This is a genomic window from Sporomusaceae bacterium ACPt, assembly GCA_041428575.1.
GTDB classification, from domain to species: Bacteria; Bacillota; Negativicutes; order Sporomusales; family Sporomusaceae; genus Sporomusa_D; species Sporomusa_D carbonis.
The window spans coordinates 1,112,519-1,133,769 of sequence record CP155570.1 but is presented as its reverse complement, the minus strand read 5'-3'; the positions used below and the strand labels follow the sequence as shown (position 1 = coordinate 1,133,769).

Below are 21,251 nucleotides of genomic sequence, written 5' to 3'. Positions count from 1 at the left end.
ATGGCAAGTATAATCGAAAAATTTGATGACGAAGACCGGGAAGCAGCACTGCATTTACTTGAAAATTATTGGATAATCCGCGAAAAAGACCCGGAAATATACCAGCTTATCCGCCGGCGGGAACAGGCACTGCGCAACTACTTTGCCGACAAATGCGGGTTCCAGTTAATTGTAAACAGGCAATTCATCAAACTGGAGAAAATTCCTGTCAAGCCGGCCAGTTGGATGGGGTTTGCCGCTTTGCAGCAGCCGCGCGATTATGCGCTGCTTTGCTGCTTACTGGCTTTTCTTGAAGAAAAAAGCATTGACGAACAATTCCTGCTAAGCGATTTGTGCGAAGGCTTACTCGCCATTTATCCCCGAGACGAGGATACCGGGGAACCAAAAATCAGTTGGGAAAGCTACGAATGCCGCAAATCGCTGGTGCGGGTGCTGACTATGGCATGCGAATACCACATTGTGACCAAGGTGGACGGGGATATCGCCGGGTTTACCAACAGTGCCGACAGCGAAGCTTTGTTCGAAGTGCCGTTAATGTCCCGTTACTTTTTGCGCTCTTATCCCAAGGATTTGTGTCAATACGGCACCATCGAAGAACTGCTGGCTTCCGAATACGCCGACGACAACGAACTCACCGGCCGGGCCCGCAAACACCGCGTGTACCGGGAACTCTTCTTAACACCCGGCTATGAACGGCATGAAGCCAAAGAAGATGATTTTTTGTATCTTAGAAACATGCGTAACCGCCTGCGGGAAGATTTGGAAGACCACAGCCTGTTTAAATTCGAATTGTACAAAGACGTTGCTATGCTCACCGTGCCGAATGACAGGCGTTTTCAACTCACCGCTTTCCCTGACAGAAGCGGTATTGCCGGGGTTATGCTGCACTTTGCCACAGTTGTCCGTGACTACTGGACGGCTAATAAAGCGTCTTCCGTACAGGAGCTTACCCTTACCCCGGTAGAGTTTGACCGCCTGCTGGAGAAATGCCGGAATACCACCGGCTCGGGCTGGACCAAAGAATACCGGGACATGACGGTGACCCGCCTGACCAAAGAGCTGCTTACGGCACTGATCGATTGGAAGATGGCCCGGGTAAATGATGAACTTGGCCTTATTGTCTTAAGTCCGCTGCTTGGCCGCACGGTTGGTGTTTACCCAAGCGATTATCACCCTGGTAAAGAAAAACCGGGAGAAATAACGGAGAATAATGATGACCAACATAAATAAATGGCAAATGCACCGCGCCGGATTTCTTAATTTTTGGTATTACGACCAGGAAGACTACTTTTTCTCTGACGGCAAACTGCTGCTCAGGGGCCTTAACGGTTCCGGCAAGTCGGTTACCATGCAGAGTTTGATTACCGTACTGTTAGACGGCAAGATTGCCGCTAACCGCCTTGACCCTTTTGGTTCCAAAGACCGGCGCATGGAAGACTACCTGCTGGGCGAGAAGGATGTGGTTGACCGCGACGAACGAACAGGTTACCTCTACCTTGAGTACAAGCGCAAGCACACCGAACAATACTTGACCACCGGCATCGGCCTTAAAGCCAAACGCGGCGGCAATCTGGACTTTTGGGGCTTTATCATTACCGACAACCGGCGTATTAATCACGAATTGTTCCTTGCCAAAACAGAGTATAATGCCGACGGCAAACCCGAACTCATTCCCCTCACCCGGGCCGAACTCGAACGGGCCATTGGCCCGCAGGGCGGCTTTGTCGTCCGCAGCCAGAGCGAATATGCCGCCTTGGTCAATAAATATGTCTTTGGCTTTACGTCAGTTGAAAGTTATAAAGACTTAATGGAACTGTTAATCCAATTACGGAGTCCCAAACTGTCCAAAGATTTCCGCCCCAGCGTTATTCACGAAATTTTGACCAATTCACTGCCGGCCTTGTCTGACGAAGAACTGCGCCCGCTCTCTGATACCATTGAAAATATGGAACAGACCAAAGAGCAAATCGCCATGTTAGAACGCGACCAGGCGGCGCTCGGACGTTTGAGCCGTTACTATGACCAGTACAATATCTTCGTGCTGGCGGAAAAAGCCCAGAAAAAACTTCGAACCGACAAAGCGCTGGCAAAACTGGAACGCATTTATCTCGAACGAACCAAGGAAAAAACAGCCAAAGCCGAAGAACTGATACAAGAACTGGATAATAAAGCAGCTTATGACCGGGAGCTTACCGCCCGGCAAAAAGAAAAAGAAGAACTGGATACCCACGACGTATTTAAGGCCGAAAAACAAAAACATGCTACCGAAACAGCAATAAACCTGCTGCAACAAAAATACCGGGACAAGTCGGAAACACTGGCCGGAAAAAAACAAGCCGAGCAAAGAGAAAAAGCGACGCTCAAGCAGCAGCAAGAAACACTGGATCAAGCGGAAATTGAGATGCTGGAAGTATTGGAGGAACTGGCGGCACTGGCGGAAGAAGCCGATTTTGCCGCCCATGCGGAAATTGCCGCCAACTTTGAAAAAAACTACAGCCAGCAGTATTCTTTTGATGTGTGGAAAGCCGAAGCTGCCGCCCATCACCGCCGGCTAAATTCCATTGTCGACCAGTTCCGTTCCCAGGCTGCCGCCAAACGCGAACAGCAAGCGGCTGCCCTCGCGGCAGAACAAGCACAGCAGGCCTTTGACACCGCCCGGGAACAAGCCCGCCATGCAGAACAGATTTTTTTCACCCAGCGGGAAGAACTGCTGGCCCGGGTATACGAATGGATTACCCACAGTAAAGAAATTCTGCCTGTTGAACCGGAAGAAATCAGCCAGATAGCCCAGGCCATACAACGCCTTTATGAAGACACTGCCTGGCAGGAGGTAATTAGACCGGCAGAAGCTGCCTTCAAACGCCAGGAAAATATCTGGCGCAAACAGGAACTGGAACTTACGCTCAAAACCGAGCAGAAAAAAGCCGAACGCCGCAATCTGGAAGCAGAACTGCAGTCCTGGAAAATAAAAAAAGACCCTGAACCGGTTCGCCATCAGGATACCTTTAAAGCCCGCGAAACTTTGACTTCTCTGGAAATTCCTTTTCTACCCTTTTATGCCGCCGTGGAGTTTAACAGTAACGTATCGTCCCAAGAACGCGAACGGATTGAGTCAGTATTGGCCGAAATTGGCCTTCTTGATGCCTTAGTTGTACCCAGAAAAGCAGTTGACCGGCTGCCTGACGAGCTGTTTGACCGGGTTATTCACCCCGAACCTGCCATTATGTGCGCCACACTTGCTGATTACCTGCATCCGACACCGCCTGCCGGACAACAAGTGTCAGCCGCCGACATTGATGATGTGTTGCGCAGTATTATTGTAAATGAAGCAGATAATACCCTTCTAACGGCAAGCGGGCCGGCCCCTGTCGTGTCAGTCAGATACGGCTCCTACCGGAGCGGCCTTATTGCCGGACAAGCACCTGTCCGCGATACTGCTTTATATATCGGACAGGAAGCGCGGCGACAGTACCGCCTGCAGGAAATTGCCAGGCTGGAAGCAGCGCTTGCAACTTGCGGGCAGGAATTGGCGTCACTTACTGCCGAACACAACCATGTGCTGGATAAAATCACTGAATTGGAAGCCTGCCTGGCCGGCTTTCCGACTGCGCAAATCCTGGAAGCCGCTTATCAGGCATGGCAAAACTCCCTGCGGGAAGTTAAAATCCTGGAAGCTGATGCCAACCGCAAAAACGCAGCATTACGGGAGAGTCTAAACAAAGTACAAGCCCTGACCAACCAGCTTAGACAACTGGCCTCCGGTCTCAAGCTGCCGCTTGCCGAGAGTGCTTACGCCGCCGCCAGCCAGCAAGCCGAAGAATACCGCAGTCAGCTGCATGCACTTGAGCTGGCCTGTCGCAATTTTATCAACAGCCGGAAAAATGTTGAACTGACACAAAAACGCTTGTCTGAACTGCAAACCGATGTGGACGAATTAAAAGGTGAATGTTTGTTACTGTCGGAAGAACTGGCTAAACTGGACCTGGAGTTAAAGAATATAAACGCCCGCCTGGCCGCTCTGGGCGCCGAAGATATCCGCAGACGCAGCCAGGAAGTAGTGGCCCGCCTGGCTGAGCTGCCTGCCCTGATTGAAAAAGCAGTAAATACTATTGCCAGCCTTAGAGCTGAAATCAACAACCTCGAAAACCAAATCACCCTGCTTGAGCATGAACGAAGCTTCACCCGCCAGTTGTGCGAGTGCTGGCGTCAAGTGTTTGCCGAAGAAGCGGCACTGCGCCTTGTCGGACAAACAGATGACGAAACACAAAAACTTTCTGATGCCGAAACAGTTGTCAGCACATATGCCTCGGTACTGGAAACACCTGAACTAGACCGCGACAAAGTTGGCACAAGGCTGACTGAAAGCTATTACAAAGAAAACACACTGCTTATGGAATACCGCCTGCAGCTTGATGAAATTCTGGTTGACAGTGTTCAGCCGCCAAATATCCCGCCGGTGGAAGACCAGGAGTTTTTTAACCGCCATATCAGCGAACTCAAGCAAATAACCCGGCGCAAACGGGTTACGCTGGAATATGACGGACGGCGGATGACGCCGCAGGCTGCGCTCCAACTGATTGACAAGCAGATTGCCGACCAGAAAGCTATATTGTCTCAGCAGGACAGAGAGTTGTATGAAGAAGTTATCATGAACAGCATTGGCAGGATTATCAGCAAGCGAATTAACAGCGCCGAGAACTGGGTAGCGCAAATGAATGATTTAATGGAAAGTCTTGATACATCAAGCGGCCTGGCATTTTCGCTGCAGTGGAAACCGCTCACAGCCGATGATGACAATCAGTTGGATACCGAAGAGTTGGTGAAGCTGCTCCGCGCCGACCATCGTCTGTTAAAAGAAGAGGATATGAAACGCGTTGTCCGTCATTTCCAATCGCGCATTGAGCAAGCCAAAACGCAGGCGGCCTCACGCTCCGACTCTTTCCAGCATATTGTCAGAGAACTGCTGGATTTCCGCAAATGGTTTGCCTTTACCCTATTCTACCGCCGGGAAGGCATGCCCAAAAAAGAACTGACCAACAATGCTTTTGGCAAGTTCAGCGGCGGCGAAAAAGCTATGGCCATGTATATTCCGCTTTTTTCCGCAGCCTGCTCGCGCTACCGCGAAGCCAGAGCCGATGCCCCACGCATCATTTCCCTGGATGAAGCCTTTGCCGGTGTTGATGAAAATAACATTCGCGAAATGTTTGATTTAGTGGAGAAACTGGAATTCAACTATATCATGAACTCGCAGGCGCTCTGGGGCGACTATGATACAGTAAGCCAACTTTCCATCTACGAACTGGTCAGGCCCAAAAATGCCCCCTATGTTTCCCTTGTCCGCTATCATTGGGACGGACATGCCCGCCGCCTGCTCTATGACGAGGTTAGCTAATGGATACACTTGACACACTGGCTAACGCCGCGGCTGCTTATTTTCGCAGTCAGCGCGGCTTTGACCGGCTGTTTAGCCTTTTTATTAAAAAGTACCAGACATTAGGCCGGCTGGCCGGTAAAGTAACCCTGACCAGGCCTTCTCCCGAAGAAGCCCAGTCTCTGGCGGCTTTTTTCCGGATGAACTATGATAACAAACCGTCGATTACCATTTCCTTTGCGCAATTTGCTGAAGCGCTGGAACAGACCCGCTTTGCGGGAGCCAACATAATTACTATACTCAATGCTTACGCGCAGACGCCGGTAATAACCAACCAGGAAAGTAAAACCCTGGCAGATACGGCCAGAGACAAATTTTTTGCCAGGCTTATATCCAAATACGGCAATCAGCCATGCCGCACATGGCTTACGGCTGTCCGCCACAAGGCCCCGGGCACACGCCGCGCTCAGGCCGCGTATGAGCAAGGGGCGCCTGAAAACCAAAGCCTCTTCACAATAACACTAAATGCCCTCAGCCAGTTACCTGACAGCTATGAGCGTTTGCCGCTCTTCGCCGGACGTATTACCGGTAATCCGCACGCCTTAGACGCCGACACCCCTGCCGGACGTTTATTCCTTGAGGCGCTTAAACTCATCAGCCACAAGCGCTGCCGTCCGGACCACGGGCAGCCTTCTCTGCGTTCACCGGCCGAAGAAGAAGCCGAACTGTTATATTCCTTTCACCTGCTGCGCGACGATTTGCAAAACTTTGTTACCTGCTCCGGTCTTACCGCCTTTAAAACATTCACTACAGGCAGCCGGGAGCTTGTCTACTGGCGGGAAGCCTGGCTCGCCGGGGCAGTTCTCAATATCCCCCTGCGGGAGCTTGTTAACCTTTCTCATATTGTGCCTGCCGGCCCGCAAGCCTCTTCCCCGTCTGCATCCCGGAAGAATGTCTACATTGTGGAAAACGCCGGCATTTTTTCAACAATTATCGACTACTTTACTGCAAACTCCCTGCCGCTGCCGCCGCTTCTCTGCACCCACGGCAATTTTAAGCTGGCCTCCTGGGCGGCCATTGACCGCTTAACGGCCGGCAACTGCACGCTGTACTACTCAGGCGATTTTGACCCGGAAGGTCTGCTCATGGCAGACCGCCTGTTATCACGCTATCCCAACCAGGTTAAGCTTTGGCGCTATTCGCTCGACGATTACTTTACTTGTTTGAAAGAAGCAGGAGAAACCGTGGAAATTACCGCTAGCCGTTTAAAAAAGCTCAACTCTGTAACCAGCCCGGCTTTAGCCGATATTGTGCAGGCGCTACGCTCGGCAAAGCGTGCAGGGTATCAAGAAACGCTTGTGAATGAACTAATCCAAGATTTATCTTCTTGAACAGAGAAGTCCCGCACCATCAAGGTAGTCGGGACTTCTCTGTTTTATCCGGACTTTGGCAGCACCCCCCTTAAGAAATAAGGGTTCTGCAGTGGTGTTTTTCACTACAAACCCCAATAGAGGTCATTTCTGCAAAATAACCCTTTCCGGAACAGGTACGCCAAGTGCCTTGAAGAAATGAAGTTGCTCTGGCTTTAGTTTGGTAATGTTGTATATGCGATTCTCTAAAAACTTTTGGTCAACGGCTTTTAGCTTGCCGAGCACCGACAGGATATGGCGGCTACTTTTTCCGGATAGCACAACAGCTCCAAAAATAATTACACCTTACCCGACTGCTTACCAGGAAAAACAGTATGGGCGATAGGTTCATAGGTAACCAAAAGACCGATTGCTAGTTATTTAAGGCCAGGACGATGATCGCGTGAATAGCACATACACATGGTGGTATAATCAAAAATATGATCGAGTCGGACATGTGTTTCAGAATCGTTTTCAAAGCGAGACCGTCGAAACAGAAGCATATCTGTTGGGGGTGTTAAGGTACATCCATAATAACCCAGTAAAAGCAAAGCTGGTAGAAATACCTGAGGAGTACAAATGGAGTAGTTGTCCGGCATATTATGGAGAAAAGGAATCTTTTGGACTGCTTACCATGTCGTTTGTTTTGGATATTTTTAATAGCAACAGAGAAATTGCTATAAAGCAATTTACCGATTTTATGCAGAAAACAAATACCGATCAATTTTTGGATGTTTCAGTGAAACACCGCAAAAGTGATGAGGATTTAGCCCAAGAAGTGAAAGAGCTTCTGAATGGGCAACCGATTGGAATTTTGCAGAGTCTGGATATTGAGCAACGTAATAAAATTATTAAACAAATCAAAGGAATCCCAGGAGTAACACAGCGACAAATTGCAAGAGTGACCGGGATTCATCAAAGTATTATTTTTAAGGTGTAAGCAAAGGAAAGGAAGCAAAAAGAACGTCCCCTTGATTCCCCTTGATTCTCAAGGCTGGGAGACATGGTGTAGGAGACATGGTGACGGTTCTTTTGTCTTGATAAAAATATCTTTTCCGATTTATCCTGGAGAAGGGTGATTAGCAGTGACAAGAAAACGGCGGGAGAAAAGTAATAGCGGATATTACCATATTGTGATTAGAGGATCGTCAATTTTATGTATTCCATAACCTGCGAGCGGTCGAAGTGCGGCAGCCTGCATTGTATTAGCAACGACTGACTCAATGGCTTCGCCGACATACCGTTTGTACGGAACCCCAAAATCCGGTAAATCATGATGAATCCGATTGCAATGACTACATTTCAGACGGCGTATCACTATTATTTTGAAAAGACTTTGCGACTGCCAATCACGTTTAGGCGCCCACCACAGCATGGGCAGGGAATTTGCTCCGTGCTCCTAACGAAAAATTCCAAGCTTGGGATTTTCAACAAGCTCATAATTTGCTACAATGGTCATACCAGTGTAAGCGTCAAAAAATCCCCACCTTGAAGCAAGATGAGGATTAAGCTATTGTTTTAATTTGCAGTTAGCTGGTACTTGTGGCGACCATGGCAAGAGAGTATCTAAAGCTTCTTTATCTTGCAGATCAATCGTTGGCAACTGCTCAAGCAGCCAAGTCAGATATCGATTTACATTTAATCCGTTTTCCTTGGCAGTTTCCACGATACAATCCTAGGACATATGGGCTAAATCCGGGCCTGTCCTGTTCGAAGCGTTCAAAAACGGGATAAGGCTCCAGTATACTCTTAACGAAAGAGATACAATGTCTTCGAAAATCCATGGGGATTGTTCCAATTGGTCCATTGCCTTTAGGAGTGGTCAAATAAAATCTCAGGCGCATAACATATAACTCCTTATTTAATCAGAGTAAGTGGTATATTGAAAGTTTTTGACAAATATAACCATATTCCTTCTTTTTCCATTTAATAAATTGGTATTTTTTCAAAAAAAAAATCCTCTGTGGTCAATAATTAAGTCCTACATTGTTTTTTTAATCAGGGTGAGGTTTAAATTCCTCAATGGGCTATTGAAATAAAACTTAGATCCTAAGTTTTATGAAAGATACCCCTTCCCTTATTTTCACCATCTGTATCACTTACTCTTTCACTCCTTTCTTATGCAAGGCTGCCGTCCGATATCTTTCTAACACAGGCAGGAAATCGAAATATTCTCTACGGGAACGCACATCAAAATCCACTCGTTTTTTTCGGTCCTTTTCTACAACAAGTTTTCCTGTATTACGTACTTGCCATTGCATAAATAGCGACGCAGTTTCCATATCAGTTACATCGACCTTTTGCCCGGATATCTTCTCAACATTAATACCAATATCACGACACAAATTACAACGTTCTTCAACGGTAACTTCACTTTCAAACAGTACTGCAACATTAATAGTGCTGTTAACTAGGTCAGTTCCTTGGTCAATAGAGTTGTACAGCCAGACGGCGGTTACTTTATGGCAAGCTTGAAGATACTGACAAATTTTATAAAGCACTTTATGCATACTAATTAACTCCATAAATAGCAAATTATTTTTGAACTATTCTATATTATTTTACCAAATCCTCCATTTAATTGCATATAAATGGAAATTATCCTTTGAAACCTGTACATAGGTTTGTAAAAGCAAAACAACCTGCCCCCACCGGCAAAGTGGAGTGCAGGTTGTTTCATTAGCGACTATTTTACCCTAATCACCATAGTATTAGTCAGGCGGTCACCCAGACGCTGATTGCGCGTTGATGTCCACACCAACACAGCGCCAACAAGATATCCGAATAAACCGTCTATAATACGGCAAATGGTACGGACTACTGCTGCCCGCAGGTCGCAGGGGAAGCCATCGGTTTTGACTACTTTGAGACCGCAAAGTAATTTGCCGGGAGTAGCTCCGTGCAGGCCTTCGAAATAGCTGTAGTAGCAGAAACCTAACAACAATGAGTAAAAATAAGGCAAACCGTCAAGCTGAATACTACTATCGACAGTACCTGAAATTACTGCCATTACCGCCGTTGTAACCATTAGAATAAAGCCGTCTATAACAGTGGCTGCCGCCCGGATACCGACACCGGCCCCGGCAGTCGGCACAATAATTTTATCAGATGCATTCATGTCTCTTCCACCCCCTTTGGCTTTTAACGCATAATCCTGATATATTAATCTATGCGTTTGCAGATCCGGGGGTGAAAGAAAAAAACCTCACCTAAATAGGCAAGGTCAAAACTCTATTATCTGTCCCTCAATATTACCGTCAGTGCTGACAGTCAAAATTCCGCAACTGGGCGCAGCCCCGCCCCTCGGGGCTCTGGGGCTGCCGGGATTAAACAGCAGGATGCCGTCATGCCAGCGATTGTACGGAATATGAGTATGGCCGAAAATCACAATACTGACGCCATACTGCTTTCCCCACCACACCAGTTCATTGACACCGTATTTCACATTATGCCGGTGCCCATGGGTAAGCCAGATGGTTTTACCGGCAAGTTCGACATACTCATCGGCAAGCGCACTGGTCTGCCGGTCACAGTTGCCAGCCACCGCCGTTACCGGCAGACCCGTCAATTTTTCCAGATGCCAGCCGTCTTGACAGTAGTCGCCTGCATGCAGCCAACTGTCAACCGGTCCGGCAACAGTAACAACATGTTTTAAAACCTTAACATCACCATGGCTGTCGCTGACAACGCCGATTCTCATTTTCCCATCGCCGCCAACTGTTTTACCAAGGCCTTTAAGGCCCGGCCCCGGTGACTTATGACATTTTTTTCTTCAGGCGACATCTCTGCCAGTGTCCGGTCAAATTCAGGCAGGAAAAACAAGGGGTCGTAACCAAAGCCTTTGTCTCCGCGCGGTTCAGACAGGATAATACCTTCTACCGCCCCTTCGGCAGTCAACAGAGTTTTTCCGGCATCAGCCAGTGCCAGCACGCACCGGAATCTACCTGTCCGTTTTTCCGGTGGAACGCCAATCAAATTGTCGAGCAGTTTTTGGTTGTTATCCGCATCACTGGCATGCTCACCAGCGTACCGGGCTGAATAAACCCCTGGAGCCCCCTTCAAATAGTCCACTTCCAAACCGGAATCATCAGCAAGGCACAGCCGGCCTGTTAACCGTGCATAAAACCCGGCTTTGGAACACGCATTTTCGGCAAAAGTCACGCCATTTTCCGGCGCTTCGGGAAAACTTCCCAAATCAGCCAGCGACACAACTGTATACGGCAGCCCGGTTAGTGCCGCTTTAATCTCGGCTACTTTGCCGGCGTTTTTACTGGCGACAACAATCTCTTGTGTTGCCTGTTGCACTGTTATCCCTCCCGGCCTACTTTCCATGACAACTGTCCGAGCGTTTCTTTCTGAATATCGAGCAAAGCATTAATGCCTTGGGCGCCGACAGTAAGCATTTCGTTTAACTGTGTTTGCGTAAAAACGCCTTTCTCGCCGGTTCCCTGGACTTCGACAAACTGTCCGCTGCCTGTCATTACCAGATTCATATCAACAATAGCGGTAGAATCCTCGCTATAGCAAAGGTCCAGAGCCACCCCGCCAGGCAAAATACCAACACTGACAGCGGCTAAAAAATCCTTCACCGGAAAGGGCTTGGGATTGCTCCCCCAAATGCTGTTAACAGCATCAACCAACGCTACAAATGATCCGGTTATGGCCGCCGTACGGGTACCGCCGTCAGCCTGCACAACATCACAATCCAACCATATGGTTTTTTCTCCCAGGGCCTTAAGATCAATTACGCTGCGTAACGCCCGGCCGATAAGCCGCTGTATTTCATGGGTGCGGCCGGTCACTTTGCCTCTGGCAGCTTCCCGGATGTTACGGGTTTGCGTAGAACGCGGCAATAGCGAGTATTCAGCGCTTACCCAACCTTCCCCGGTGCCTTTTAAAAAGGGTGGCACCTTGTCTTCTATGGTAGCGGCGCAAATAACCTTAGTGTCACCCACTTCAATCAACGCTGAGCCCTCGGCGTATTTTAAATAATTCCGGGTAATTCTCACTTGCCGCAGTTCATCAGCCGCGCGCCCGTCTGCTCTGGTCATAATTGGCCTCCTTAGTGCTCAATAGTTTACTTAGATGTGTTCCAATGTGTCTTTATCTTTGTCTTGTATAAAGCAGTGGTCATGCCGGCCTTCTTTTTTGGCTTTTTGAACGGCATCATGCGCCTGGTTGCGGCACACCGGACAGGCATTCCGGGGGATAATGGCGGCAAAAGCCGACTTTCTCCCAAACGGATACCCCTCGGCTTGAGTGGAAATTGTTAAATAACCGTGGCAACGCGGGCATAACCGTACTGTTTCGGTCCGCTGTTCCTGGATACCGCTGTCGTCATAGTAAATGCCGCGGCGGCGTTGCCAAAAATCTCCGGCTTTAGCGACAGCCTCATGACGCAGTTTGTTCCTCGCATGCCAAATCTCCTGCCACTCAGTCACCAATTTGGCTATGTATCTGGTATTGGCATCCGACTGCCGCGGGCAGCGGGCAATATCTGGTTCGATCACCCGGCTGTAATCCAGGCCGGCCATAGCCAAAATGATACCGGTATTAACATAGGGCAAGGCATCTTCAATAGAGTACCCGCCTTCAAGCACAGCAATATCAGCCTTTAGTTTTTCCGCCAGAAGCGCGTACCCTTGCGCCGTTACAGCCATATTGGCCAGCGGGTCGCTATAGTGATTATCCTGCCCGGCTGAGTTGATAATAATGTCCGGCTTGAAATCCTCAAGCACAGGTAAAACAAGGTTATCAAGCACATAATGCAGGCCGGCGTCAGTAGTGCCGGGCGGCAGCGGAATATTAACAGTTGAGCATAACGCCCCCGGGCTGCCCATTTCATGAATAGCTCCCGTACCCGGATACAGCGTGCGTCCGTCCTGGTGAAATGAAATAAACAACGTATCCGGGTCGTGGTAAAAAATGTCCTGCGTACCGTCACCGTGATGGACATCAGTATCAACAATGGCCACCCGGTTTAAACCGTAGTAGCGACGCAAGTATTCTACCATTATGGCTTCGATGTTGATAGTACAAAAACCCCGTGTGCCATGGACCACCCGCATGGCATGGTGTCCGGGAGGCCGCACCAACGCAAAAGCGCGGTTAACCTCGCGATGCATCACGGCTTCCGCCGCTGTTATTGCTCCACCGGCGGAAACCAGGTGGGCATCAGTAATGAGGGAGGCGATATCCGGCACACCGATGTGCACACGCTCGGCATCCTGTATTTGGGCCAACCGCGGCCGGTATTCTCTGATAGCCGGTAAGTCCAGCAATCCTTCTTCGACAATTTGGTCCCGGGTATACAGGAGACGTTCTTCCCGTTCCGGGTGCGACGGCGTTATCGCCCAGTCAAAAGCCGGAAAAAACACCAGACCAAGTGATTTACCAGTCATTGTCCCACCTCCTGCGCCGTAACCTGCGTAAGCACACCCGGTTTTAACTGCAGCTTGCAGGTTATAATTTTACCGATCGTGTTAAATCCCCGGATGACATTAAACTCTTCTTCATACAAGCGTTCGCTGTGGCAAGTGGCTTCGGTTAGGCCGCCGGCTGCCGCGCGTTCGGCAAGATGATTATCGGCAGCCGCCCAGGCATCGTCAAGGGTAAACCGCCGCCTGTCAATATCCCGTTTAATCCCTAGTTCAGGCACAGTATAAAAACCTTGCGCCGTATCAGCCCGGAGAGTAATTTCGGTCGTTTGCCGGGCTGAAGCCGCCCCTACGGCATTAGCTACCATATGTCCCGGCGGTACCTGCCACGGCAGTTCCATTTGTTCAGCCACCAGCGGTGCCAGCCCCAAAGCAGCACCGCCTACACCGATAACAAGTTTGGGTATAAATTTTTCGCCATAGACAATATCTTCCACCTTATAGACAGGCATGGCCGCCTGTTCAGCCAGCATATCGCGGATGGCCTGACAAACAATATCGGCCGCCGTGCGCAGTGCTTCCCAGGCAGCATCCTCGGGCGTCTGGCCGGTAGCCGCAACCTTCGTCATAGCCTGCCTGGCCAGTGCCACATCGCCGTAATCAATCAGTCCGGCCACTATCAGAGCATCGGTTACAGCAGGCTCAGGCCCGCCGTTCGCCATAGCCGGGCCGCGCCGCATGGGGCCAACAGCTATACGGCCGTTCTCCCGCCGGACATAGCTGTCGCCGCCGACTCCTACCGAACGCAGCCAAAAAGAGCGTACCGCTGTAGGAAAACCGTTCACTCTGGCCCCGCCTGGCGCAAATAGCGGCGCGCCATTTTGCCATAATGCAATATCGGTGGTCGTGCCGCCAATATCCAAAGACACCGCCGGACCCTCCGGCGCCGCCAACGCCATAATACCAAGCACACTGGCCGCCGGACCGGTAAAAATAGCTTCAACCGGTCTTGCCTTGGCGGCTGCCAGCGGTAATGTGCCGCCGTCGGCTTTGAGAATGTATACAGGCGCGGCAACCCCCCGCTCGGCCAACGCCGCTTCAATGGCCACGGCAAAATTAGTAAATATACGCCATACCGCTGAATTATAGTAAGCAGAGTTGACCCGTCGGAGATAATTCAGCGCCCCTGATAGTTCGGCTCCCAGCGTTATATGGGCAGGCTTAAGGCACTCGCCTGCCCAGCCGGCTACAACCTGTTCCTGCGCAGGGTTACGTACGGCAAACTTGCCGGCTACAGCTACCGCTTTACAATCCTTTATTTCCCGGCAAACGGCCACAACTTCATCTTTGACAGGTGCAGCCTGTTCGCGGCCCCGGTGGTCGGTATAGCCTGATAAAAAATACGGCTGAGCAGGCGTCAGCCCGGCCAGATTAAGGCCCGGCCCCGGCAGTAAGAGCAGCGCCACTTTGTCAATCTTGCCCTCAACTAAAGCATTCGTCACAATGGTTGTCGACAGCGCCACCCTTTTGACTTCCCGTAAATTAATTTTCGCAAGCACCTTGTCAATTGCCGTTATAATCCCGTTCAACAACTCGTAGTGGGTTGTAGGAGTTTTGGCTGACGCCAAAATCTTTCCGTTCCTAATAACCACGGCATCAGTAAATGTCCCGCCAACATCAATTCCCAGCAACACAACTTTTCGCCTCCAAACCGCTTTGGCCGGCTAATTACATACAGCACAGCCAATCGCACCATTAAGTTGGGGATGATCAGGCACAATAACTTCAATATTCATTTCCCGGGTAATGAATTCCCTGATCGCGCCGCCTAAGGCAACGCCGCCGGTAAATACCACTTTGTCGCTTTTCAGCGCTCCCAGCATGGGTTTTATCCGTTTATAAATTGTATAATTGACTCCGGCTGCCAGTTCGGCTGTACTATAACCTTCGACAATACGCCCGATAAGCTCAGATTCTCCAAAAATAGCGCAGGTAGCGCTAAGCTCAACCGGATTTTCACTATGGCCTGCCAGTTCTTCTAAACTTATGCCAAGAACTGCCGCCATATTCTCAAGATAGCGCCCGGTGCTGGCGGCGCATTTATCATTGGTCTGGAAATCCACCATCCGGCCTTTGCGTACTTTAATTACTTTGCTGTCCTGGCCGCCTAAGTCAAGTAATGTAAAATCAGTCAGTCCGGTTTGATGCATTGCCCCCAGTACATGGGCTTTCAACTCAGGAATTATCGTCGCACCAACAATGTTTAGGGTGTTGCGGCCATAGCCGGTAGCTGTCAGCCGGGTTACTTCCGGAAACCCGAGTGCGGCAAAATCAACAGCCAGTCCGTCATCGGTCCGCCGGCCATAGTCCCGGTAAAACTTAGCCGTCTCATACAGATTGGCGGCCTTGATCTCTTTGGTGTCCGCCTCCATGATCACCAGCTTGACGCTGCGGCTGCCTAAATCAATGCCACACCTCATAGCCTTCCTCCTTTTATTCTAGCGCAGCATTTCCAGAAAACCATCAATCCGAAGCCTGGTTCTGGCGTCAATTTTACCCGGCTTATCGCCTTCGATGGTTAATATAGGCACATCCAGCTTTTCCCGCAGGATGAGGTCTTCAATCTGGCGGAAGCAAAAGCTCTGAACATAATGAATAATACCGTCCAGATTGCGCCGTTCAATCTCCGCCTGAATATCTTTGATCCGGCCAAAAACGCCATAAGGATAAGTGTACAGCCGGTACTGCTCGACAATATCATCTGTGGCAAACGGCATGGCAAACTGGCGCTGCACTTCGTTATACACCACCCGGGCCCCCATTGTTTCCAAATACGCATACAAGTCGGTAAAAATAGGCGGCACCCCGATATACCCCAGCCGGAGTTCATCGGCATACTCGGGAGCATTGTCAGCCTCAGCCAGGAATCTGTCCACATCTTGGGCAAAAGCGGCCACATCACTGTTAAAATCACTGCAGCTTACCTGATATAAGTGGTTGTGCAGACCGCTCACTGTGTTTTCCTGCCAGGTCAGCCGGTCAATCTCGGCGACTTTCAGCCGCACTTGATCAAGTCGGCGTTTGACGTTATTCACCGCCTCCCAGTTTGTCCCTAAAGTATCCATGAGCTTTTCCATCTGCAATTTCAATAAGTCATAATCGCGGTCAAAGGGATAGGCAAACGGAATGGTTTCGATACCGGCCAGCTCATAGGTTTCCATGAGCGCGTGGGTATTGCTGCAGTCACCCTGGGTTACGGCAATAACTTTGTCAATACCGCCAAAGTTGGCATTAATATTCTTATTAACCACAACAGCGTATAATCCTTTTATCCAGCCGCAAATATTCCGGGGATAACCGGCATCTTCGGCTGTCTCCACCAGCCGCGAGGCTTCCGGGCTGGTTATAAATATATTGTTAAGGTCAACCGGGATATGCCCGGCTGCTAAGATAATTTCCACCGGCACAGTGGTAGTAATGCCGATGCGGGCCATAACATCTCGCCTCCTAGATATTAAGACAGAGGATAGTCCTCTACCCTCTGTCTGTCGGAAAAACTTATTCAGCAGCCTTTTGTACAGCCAAACCGTAATTTTTGATTATAACAATGGGTGTTTTTTGGCTGGCATTGCCAAACGGATTATCAATAAGAATCCGGGCCACTTCCTTAGGGTTAAGCCCTTGGGTCACGCCTAATACAGCGGCCCGCTTCAGGTCGTTGACATCAGCTACAGCCGCACCGTAGCACCCCAGACGCTGTTTTATAGCTTCAGCCACCCCGCTGGGGTCAGCCGGACCGTACACTATGTACTTATCAAATGGCGGCATTGTTCCGGTAACATCATCAATAAGCGCCGCCTGTTCACCGGCCAACTCATAAAACAACCCGCTTCTTCCGACAACTTTGCCCAGCATGCCAATCAGCATGGCCCAGGCTACCCGCCACTTGCCTTCGGCATCCATAGCAGCCTGCATGCCATATATACTTGACAGGCTGCCTTTCTGCGGCACAAACCGGCACAAAACCCGGGCTAAAAACGACGGATTCAATTCTTCAGGCCGCACCATCCGCCCCTGGGTAATCGCCACAACGCTTTCAGCAACCGATACTACATCGTTCGGACCAATATCATCTTTGGCATATTGCTCAATTACATCGACAATATTATCCTTGGCAGTTAATATCCGGGTGCGTACCGGTTTCAGCTCCAACACCTGTTCTGTCATATGTATTCCTCCCTATCTGGCTACCGTTTGCTGACCGGCGGCAAGAGCCTTGTGTATTTCGTCGGCCGTCATAATCAGCCTGGTCTTGGCGAGATACCATGGGCTGCGGGCGACAACTTGATAGATAATATCAATCGGCATATCAACCATATTCTTGAGTGCAGCAATAATGTCGCCAGACTTGGCGGTAAATTTCACTGTCAAAATAATTGAACCACCTGTTCCTTTGGGAACAATATTGGCTTCCCAGTAACCGTCAGTCCGGTTAGCGCTGTCAAGTGTCAGCCGTGTATCGGTGTCTACAGCATCAAACTGCTCACACGGCAAAAAATGGCGGGGAAAAACATCCATTAGCGTACCATCCTGCGTGCCGTTATTAACAAATGGCACAGTGGTTGAAAAAACAGCTGTATCCTTAGTTAAAGCCTTGAGAGTAAAATCAGTGCGCTGGTCAACAATAAACTTGAAGCTGGCATCCCCCTGATTGGCAATATACAACCACACGGCAACAACCGCGCCTAACACAAGAATGAGTAAAACTGCTAAAAATTCCACACTACTGCCTCCATATCGGGTATCAGTAAGAAAACCCTATGTATTTTTAAAAATAATCCGGCAAATTAATGAGCTCAAACTTAGGCTGAGTGACTGAGGCCCGGGAATAATCCAGAGCGCAGGCGGCAACCCGTTCGGCCCGCGGCAAATCAGCCGAAAAACACAACCGTACGTGCCCTTTCCCGCCGGTGGCAAGTTTCTGGTGATGCGCCAGCATAACCCGTGCATCAGCCGCAGTTTCCCTGGCCGGGTCAATGAGAATGGTTTCTGGCCCCATAATTTCACTAATTAACGGGCTTATAAACGGATAGTGAGTACACCCTAAGATCAGTGTATCGACTTTAGCCTCTTTAAGCGGCGTCAAATATTCTCTGGCCGCAGCCTCAATCTCCGGACCACTTAACTTTTCCTGTTCAATCAGCGGCACAAATTGCGGACAAGCCTGAGGAAAAACTGTTGTGTCCGAATCAGCAGCTCTAATGGCAGCAGCGTGTTTACCGCTGTTAATAGTAGCCTCAGTGGCAATAACACCGATACGCTTATTCCTGCTAGCCTTAAGCGCGGCGCTAACACCATTGTTTACTCCCACCAGTAAAAAAGGAAACTGTTCTCTTGCCTGTTCAAGGCCAAGAGCTGTCATAGTATTGCAGGCCGTTATCGCCATCTTGACTTTTTGTGATGAGAAAAACAAGAGAATTTCCCGCATAAACCCTAAAATCTCGGCCGGTGGCCGCGAACCATAAGGTATCCGGGCCGTATCGCCAAAATATATAATATCTTCTCCCGGCAACAAGCTTAATACTTTCCTGACAACCGTAAGCCCGCCCAGTCCGGAATCAAAAATTCCGATTGGTGCATTATCTCCCATAATGCCACCTCCTATCAAGTTAGTCTCTCTTAGCGCCATATATAATATGCAGCAGGCGCTGGCTGTTGGAAGCGAAACTTGCATCAGATGGGGTTTTAACACCATCTGATGCTTAGTTGAGCTTATCCGATAGCTTAGCGCCACTTATCCCGCTACATCAAGAAGCAGTGGGATTAGTAGCGGTAGCTATCGGATAATACAGCCTTTAACTTGACAGAGGGCTGCTTAATTTCTTAAAGTACTTGTCTGGCAGACGAATAACTTTACCCTGCTTGTTGGTAAATGCATTTTGTGTACGTCCGGTAGCCAGAAGCGCATCGTCCTGTTCTCTCAGCACCCGGTAAGTAAATACCATTTTTACCTTTGACACTTCAACGAGGGTGGCTTCAATGAGAATATAGTCGTCAAATTTAGCCGACGCCAGATACTTGCACTCGACATCGGTAATCGGAAATACAATATCCTCAGCCATCATGTCATTAAGATAAATACCGACCTTCCTCAGATACTCTACTCTGGCCATCTCAAACCAGCGAAAATAGTTGGAGTGGTGCACCACCCCCATCATATCAGTCTCAACAAATCTTACTTTTTCCCGTACTGTAATCATGTTAGCTTATCCTGTTCAGTTTATTATTGATAAGAAAAAAAGCACGCTATCAGCATGCTGGTAGAATTCACCTATTTATTGTACTTTTGTTGGGCAATTTTGTCAATGCCCGATTGTCTCGAGTGTGATTGTCTCGAGATGGGCAAACTAACACCGGAGGTGAAATCATGGCAAATAAAAAGGAAGCAAAATACACTACGGGAAATGTTGGTGTTCAAAAAAACCCAAAAGCACCAAAAGAAGAGAAAACAGCTGAACTTATTTATCCGCCAAAGGTTTCCACTAAGCATTATTAGACTTTACTTTCAATTTGGGTAAACTATTACAGGAGGTGATTTTCTTGAACAGCTCCGGTAGCTATGGTAAAAAGTTCGGCTATAAATTACCCCATGCTGTAAAGGCAAATAAAGAAAAGGATTCACCGCCTGTAAGTGAAAAAGATGTATATGTAAAACAAGAAGAGCAGTTTGATAAGCCAGACTCAAGATAGTAAAAAAACTAAGGAGGGGTATATAGTGGGAGGTAGAACTCTGGACCAGTTTCGCAGCATACGGCAAGCTAAAGCGAAAAATCAGCGTCAGACTGAGCAATCGCCTAAGTCTCCCAATAGCCGGCAACAAAATAACCAGCCCCAGAATTCCGATCGGGAATAGGTGACAACTGTCACCTATTCCCTTCGCTGTAACAAAGCATAATCAATAGCCTGCATATTATCCGGTACGCTCACTACGCCACGCACACTGGCGTACATATATCTTGCACAAGCACAGTAATTCTCAGAGCAAAGATTTGTACCAGAATAATGCTGGTGGATTTTACAGCCATTGTTATGATAAGGACACATTTATACCACTCCCTCATGAATTCTTAAAGAATATCATTATTAACCAAAAATTATTTTTTTGTTTGATACATATTATGCAGATGCGTTTTTAAGCGTGCGCAAGGAGCACCTACTCCTCCATCGCCCGGCCTTTCCAACGCCGTACCTAATCTATGGCAGCCTCCTAAACTTTGATTAGCCCGCCACCTTCTTCAGTCTATTTTTGGTAAAGTCATTCCCTAATTGTTACCAAAAATATAAAAAAAGTCTTCCCAGTACAGCTGAGAAAACTTAGTTTCCTGTAATGTGCCCGTCAGGAATCGAATCTGCTCACCCGGCGCGGAGGCTGCAATATCCAAAATACCTGGATTTAAGCCCCTTCGATTCGCTTTGTTTGGCGTAGATGTAAAGAGGGAATAAATAATAAATAGCCGCCCGCCAGAAGGCAGACGGCTACGTAACCAAACATATGAGCGGGCGATCTTATGAATTGGCCGTGTTTACTGCGGACGGTTTAAGTATTTAATCAGGTAGGACTAAAGTCATCATCAAAAAAGCCGAACAGCAATATGATTATTATAATGATAATAATGACCCAACTGCTGCCGCGGCCACCACAACCGCCAAAACCAAATCCCATAAAAGTGGCCTCCTTTCTTAAGTAGTAGGGATTATACATTACATGCTATGACCGATGAGAAGGTTTTGCTACGGAGTGGATACAAAATAAAAAAAAAAGCCGTCCACACGAAAAATAAGCGGCTTATTAACTACTTAAAATTATTTTTCTCACTTTCTCCAGTTCGGATAACGTCATTACCTTCAGATTAGGTCAATGCATCCACTATTTTAATTCATTCTCACCGAAGCTATTTTGGGGAATAATATATAATATAGGTAATTATAATATGTCGATCTCATTCTACTGAAGGGTGATGTAGCTTGTTATGGATAATGAGGAAAATAATGTTTGGTTGTTCCTGGATACTCTTAGGGCGTTAATAAGTATGT

The 21,251-nt window shown here is 48.6% G+C and carries 23 protein-coding genes; 7 read left to right on the top strand and 16 right to left on the bottom strand.

What is annotated here, in order from left to right:
* Genes SCACP_RS05665 through SCACP_RS05655 form a run of 3 tightly spaced genes read left to right on the top strand, consistent with a single transcriptional unit; the run spans position 1 to position 6,762 of the window.
* A complete protein-coding gene (locus tag SCACP_RS05665) occupies positions 1 to 1,230 on the top strand; it encodes a TIGR02678 family protein (protein WP_425060409.1) in 1,230 nt (409 codons plus the stop codon).
* On the top strand, positions 1,211 to 5,392 hold the full coding sequence (locus tag SCACP_RS05660) for a TIGR02680 family protein (protein ID WP_425060408.1): 4,182 nt from the start codon (positions 1,211 to 1,213) through the stop codon (positions 5,390 to 5,392). Before SCACP_RS05665 ends, SCACP_RS05660 begins: the two co-directional genes overlap by 20 nt.
* The gene (locus SCACP_RS05655) at positions 5,392 to 6,762 is read left to right on the top strand and encodes a TIGR02679 family protein (protein WP_425060407.1); all 1,371 of its coding nucleotides are present in this window, start codon (positions 5,392 to 5,394) and stop codon (positions 6,760 to 6,762) included. The genes SCACP_RS05660 and SCACP_RS05655 overlap by 1 nt, the downstream gene beginning before the upstream one ends.
* 123 nt (positions 6,763 to 6,885) lie before the next feature.
* Here SCACP_RS05655 and SCACP_RS05650 read toward each other — a convergent pair whose 3' ends face one another.
* Positions 6,886 to 7,062 (bottom strand): hypothetical protein, encoded by a 177-nt coding sequence (locus SCACP_RS05650; RefSeq protein WP_425060406.1) that lies wholly within the window; start codon positions 7,060 to 7,062, stop codon positions 6,886 to 6,888.
* A gap of 121 nt (positions 7,063 to 7,183) precedes the next feature.
* On the opposite strand from SCACP_RS05650, the gene SCACP_RS05645 reads away from it, so the two are divergent.
* A complete protein-coding gene (locus SCACP_RS05645; RefSeq protein ID WP_425060405.1) occupies positions 7,184 to 7,720 on the top strand; it encodes a transposase in 537 nt (178 codons plus the stop codon).
* Positions 7,721 to 7,903: 183 nt separating this feature from the next.
* On the opposite strand, the gene SCACP_RS05640 is transcribed toward SCACP_RS05645, so the two are convergent.
* From SCACP_RS05640 to SCACP_RS05570, 15 genes are all read right to left on the bottom strand, one after another.
* The gene (locus tag SCACP_RS05640; RefSeq protein ID WP_425060404.1) at positions 7,904 to 8,155 is read right to left on the bottom strand and encodes a DUF6431 domain-containing protein; all 252 of its coding nucleotides are present in this window, start codon (positions 8,153 to 8,155) and stop codon (positions 7,904 to 7,906) included.
* A 135-nt stretch (positions 8,156 to 8,290) separates the two neighbouring features.
* Positions 8,291 to 8,446, bottom strand: a complete 156-nt coding sequence (locus SCACP_RS05635) for a transposase domain-containing protein (protein ID WP_425060403.1) — start codon at positions 8,444 to 8,446, stop codon at positions 8,291 to 8,293.
* A 433-nt stretch (positions 8,447 to 8,879) separates the two neighbouring features.
* Positions 8,880 to 9,290, bottom strand: coding sequence for a nucleotidyltransferase domain-containing protein (locus tag SCACP_RS05630; protein ID WP_425060402.1), 411 nt, complete (start codon positions 9,288 to 9,290; stop codon positions 8,880 to 8,882).
* A gap of 176 nt (positions 9,291 to 9,466) precedes the next feature.
* Positions 9,467 to 9,898, bottom strand: a complete 432-nt coding sequence (locus SCACP_RS05625) for an RDD family protein (RefSeq protein WP_425060401.1) — start codon at positions 9,896 to 9,898, stop codon at positions 9,467 to 9,469.
* Between the two features lie 105 nt (positions 9,899 to 10,003).
* Positions 10,004 to 10,480, bottom strand: coding sequence for a metallophosphoesterase (locus SCACP_RS05620; protein WP_425060400.1), 477 nt, complete (start codon positions 10,478 to 10,480; stop codon positions 10,004 to 10,006).
* Positions 10,477 to 11,085: an XTP/dITP diphosphatase gene (locus tag SCACP_RS05615; protein WP_425060399.1), complete on the bottom strand. Its 609-nt coding sequence runs from the start codon at positions 11,083 to 11,085 to the stop codon at positions 10,477 to 10,479. Before SCACP_RS05615 ends, SCACP_RS05620 begins: the two co-directional genes overlap by 4 nt.
* Before the next feature lie 2 nt (positions 11,086 to 11,087).
* Positions 11,088 to 11,831, bottom strand: coding sequence for a ribonuclease PH (gene rph / locus SCACP_RS05610; protein WP_425060398.1), 744 nt, complete (start codon positions 11,829 to 11,831; stop codon positions 11,088 to 11,090).
* Between the two features lie 30 nt (positions 11,832 to 11,861).
* Positions 11,862 to 13,181 (bottom strand): histone deacetylase family protein, encoded by a 1,320-nt coding sequence (locus tag SCACP_RS05605; protein WP_425060397.1) that lies wholly within the window; start codon positions 13,179 to 13,181, stop codon positions 11,862 to 11,864.
* The gene (locus SCACP_RS05600) at positions 13,178 to 14,851 is read right to left on the bottom strand and encodes a hydantoinase/oxoprolinase family protein (protein ID WP_425060396.1); all 1,674 of its coding nucleotides are present in this window, start codon (positions 14,849 to 14,851) and stop codon (positions 13,178 to 13,180) included. The genes SCACP_RS05605 and SCACP_RS05600 overlap by 4 nt, the downstream gene beginning before the upstream one ends.
* Before the next feature lie 30 nt (positions 14,852 to 14,881).
* Positions 14,882 to 15,637, bottom strand: a complete 756-nt coding sequence (locus tag SCACP_RS05595; protein ID WP_425060395.1) for an acyl-CoA dehydratase activase — start codon at positions 15,635 to 15,637, stop codon at positions 14,882 to 14,884.
* Positions 15,638 to 15,655: 18 nt separating this feature from the next.
* On the bottom strand, positions 15,656 to 16,651 hold the full coding sequence (locus tag SCACP_RS05590) for a 2-hydroxyacyl-CoA dehydratase family protein (protein ID WP_425060394.1): 996 nt from the start codon (positions 16,649 to 16,651) through the stop codon (positions 15,656 to 15,658).
* 64 nt (positions 16,652 to 16,715) lie between these two features.
* Positions 16,716 to 17,384 (bottom strand): coenzyme F420-0:L-glutamate ligase, encoded by a 669-nt coding sequence (locus SCACP_RS05585; protein WP_425060393.1) that lies wholly within the window; start codon positions 17,382 to 17,384, stop codon positions 16,716 to 16,718.
* A 12-nt stretch (positions 17,385 to 17,396) separates the two neighbouring features.
* Positions 17,397 to 17,939: a hypothetical protein gene (locus SCACP_RS05580; protein WP_425060392.1), complete on the bottom strand. Its 543-nt coding sequence runs from the start codon at positions 17,937 to 17,939 to the stop codon at positions 17,397 to 17,399.
* Between the two features lie 46 nt (positions 17,940 to 17,985).
* Positions 17,986 to 18,807 (bottom strand): glutamate racemase, encoded by an 822-nt coding sequence (murI, locus tag SCACP_RS05575; RefSeq protein WP_425060391.1) that lies wholly within the window; start codon positions 18,805 to 18,807, stop codon positions 17,986 to 17,988.
* A 205-nt stretch (positions 18,808 to 19,012) separates the two neighbouring features.
* Positions 19,013 to 19,417, bottom strand: a complete 405-nt coding sequence (locus tag SCACP_RS05570) for an acyl-CoA thioesterase (RefSeq protein ID WP_425060390.1) — start codon at positions 19,415 to 19,417, stop codon at positions 19,013 to 19,015.
* A 167-nt stretch (positions 19,418 to 19,584) separates the two neighbouring features.
* Between SCACP_RS05570 and SCACP_RS05565 the strand changes: the two genes are divergently transcribed.
* From SCACP_RS05565 to SCACP_RS05555, 3 genes are read left to right on the top strand one after another with little or no spacing between them, the layout of a single operon-like run.
* The gene (locus SCACP_RS05565; protein WP_425060389.1) at positions 19,585 to 19,713 is read left to right on the top strand and encodes a hypothetical protein; all 129 of its coding nucleotides are present in this window, start codon (positions 19,585 to 19,587) and stop codon (positions 19,711 to 19,713) included.
* A gap of 44 nt (positions 19,714 to 19,757) precedes the next feature.
* The gene (locus SCACP_RS05560) at positions 19,758 to 19,907 is read left to right on the top strand and encodes a hypothetical protein (protein ID WP_425060388.1); all 150 of its coding nucleotides are present in this window, start codon (positions 19,758 to 19,760) and stop codon (positions 19,905 to 19,907) included.
* Between the two features lie 25 nt (positions 19,908 to 19,932).
* Positions 19,933 to 20,070 carry a hypothetical protein gene (locus tag SCACP_RS05555; protein WP_425060387.1) on the top strand — a complete coding sequence of 46 codons (138 nt, stop codon included), beginning with the start codon at positions 19,933 to 19,935 and terminating at the stop codon, positions 20,068 to 20,070.
* The last annotated feature ends 1,181 nt before the right edge of the window (positions 20,071 to 21,251 follow it).

Excerpts from the sequence above, each read along its gene's own strand:
- SCACP_RS05665 (WP_425060409.1), top strand. The coding sequence starts at position 1 with ATGGCAAGTATAATCGAAAAATTTGATGACGAAGACCGGGAAGCAGCA.
- SCACP_RS05660 (WP_425060408.1), top strand. The coding sequence starts at position 1,211 with ATGATGACCAACATAAATAAATGGCAAATGCACCGCGCCGGATTTCTT.
- SCACP_RS05655 (WP_425060407.1), top strand. The coding sequence starts at position 5,392 with ATGGATACACTTGACACACTGGCTAACGCCGCGGCTGCTTATTTTCGC.
- SCACP_RS05640 (WP_425060404.1), bottom strand. The coding sequence starts at position 8,155 with ATGCTGTGGTGGGCGCCTAAACGTGATTGGCAGTCGCAAAGTCTTTTC.
- SCACP_RS05630 (WP_425060402.1), bottom strand. The coding sequence starts at position 9,290 with ATGCATAAAGTGCTTTATAAAATTTGTCAGTATCTTCAAGCTTGCCAT.
- SCACP_RS05625 (WP_425060401.1), bottom strand. The coding sequence starts at position 9,898 with ATGAATGCATCTGATAAAATTATTGTGCCGACTGCCGGGGCCGGTGTC.
- SCACP_RS05620 (WP_425060400.1), bottom strand. The coding sequence starts at position 10,480 with ATGAGAATCGGCGTTGTCAGCGACAGCCATGGTGATGTTAAGGTTTTA.
- rph (WP_425060398.1), bottom strand. The coding sequence starts at position 11,831 with ATGACCAGAGCAGACGGGCGCGCGGCTGATGAACTGCGGCAAGTGAGA.
- SCACP_RS05605 (WP_425060397.1), bottom strand. The coding sequence starts at position 13,181 with ATGACTGGTAAATCACTTGGTCTGGTGTTTTTTCCGGCTTTTGACTGG.
- SCACP_RS05595 (WP_425060395.1), bottom strand. The coding sequence starts at position 15,637 with ATGAGGTGTGGCATTGATTTAGGCAGCCGCAGCGTCAAGCTGGTGATC.
- SCACP_RS05590 (WP_425060394.1), bottom strand. The coding sequence starts at position 16,651 with ATGGCCCGCATCGGCATTACTACCACTGTGCCGGTGGAAATTATCTTA.
- SCACP_RS05585 (WP_425060393.1), bottom strand. The coding sequence starts at position 17,384 with ATGACAGAACAGGTGTTGGAGCTGAAACCGGTACGCACCCGGATATTA.
- murI (WP_425060391.1), bottom strand. The coding sequence starts at position 18,807 with ATGGGAGATAATGCACCAATCGGAATTTTTGATTCCGGACTGGGCGGG.
- SCACP_RS05570 (WP_425060390.1), bottom strand. The coding sequence starts at position 19,417 with ATGATTACAGTACGGGAAAAAGTAAGATTTGTTGAGACTGATATGATG.
- SCACP_RS05565 (WP_425060389.1), top strand. The coding sequence starts at position 19,585 with ATGGCAAATAAAAAGGAAGCAAAATACACTACGGGAAATGTTGGTGTT.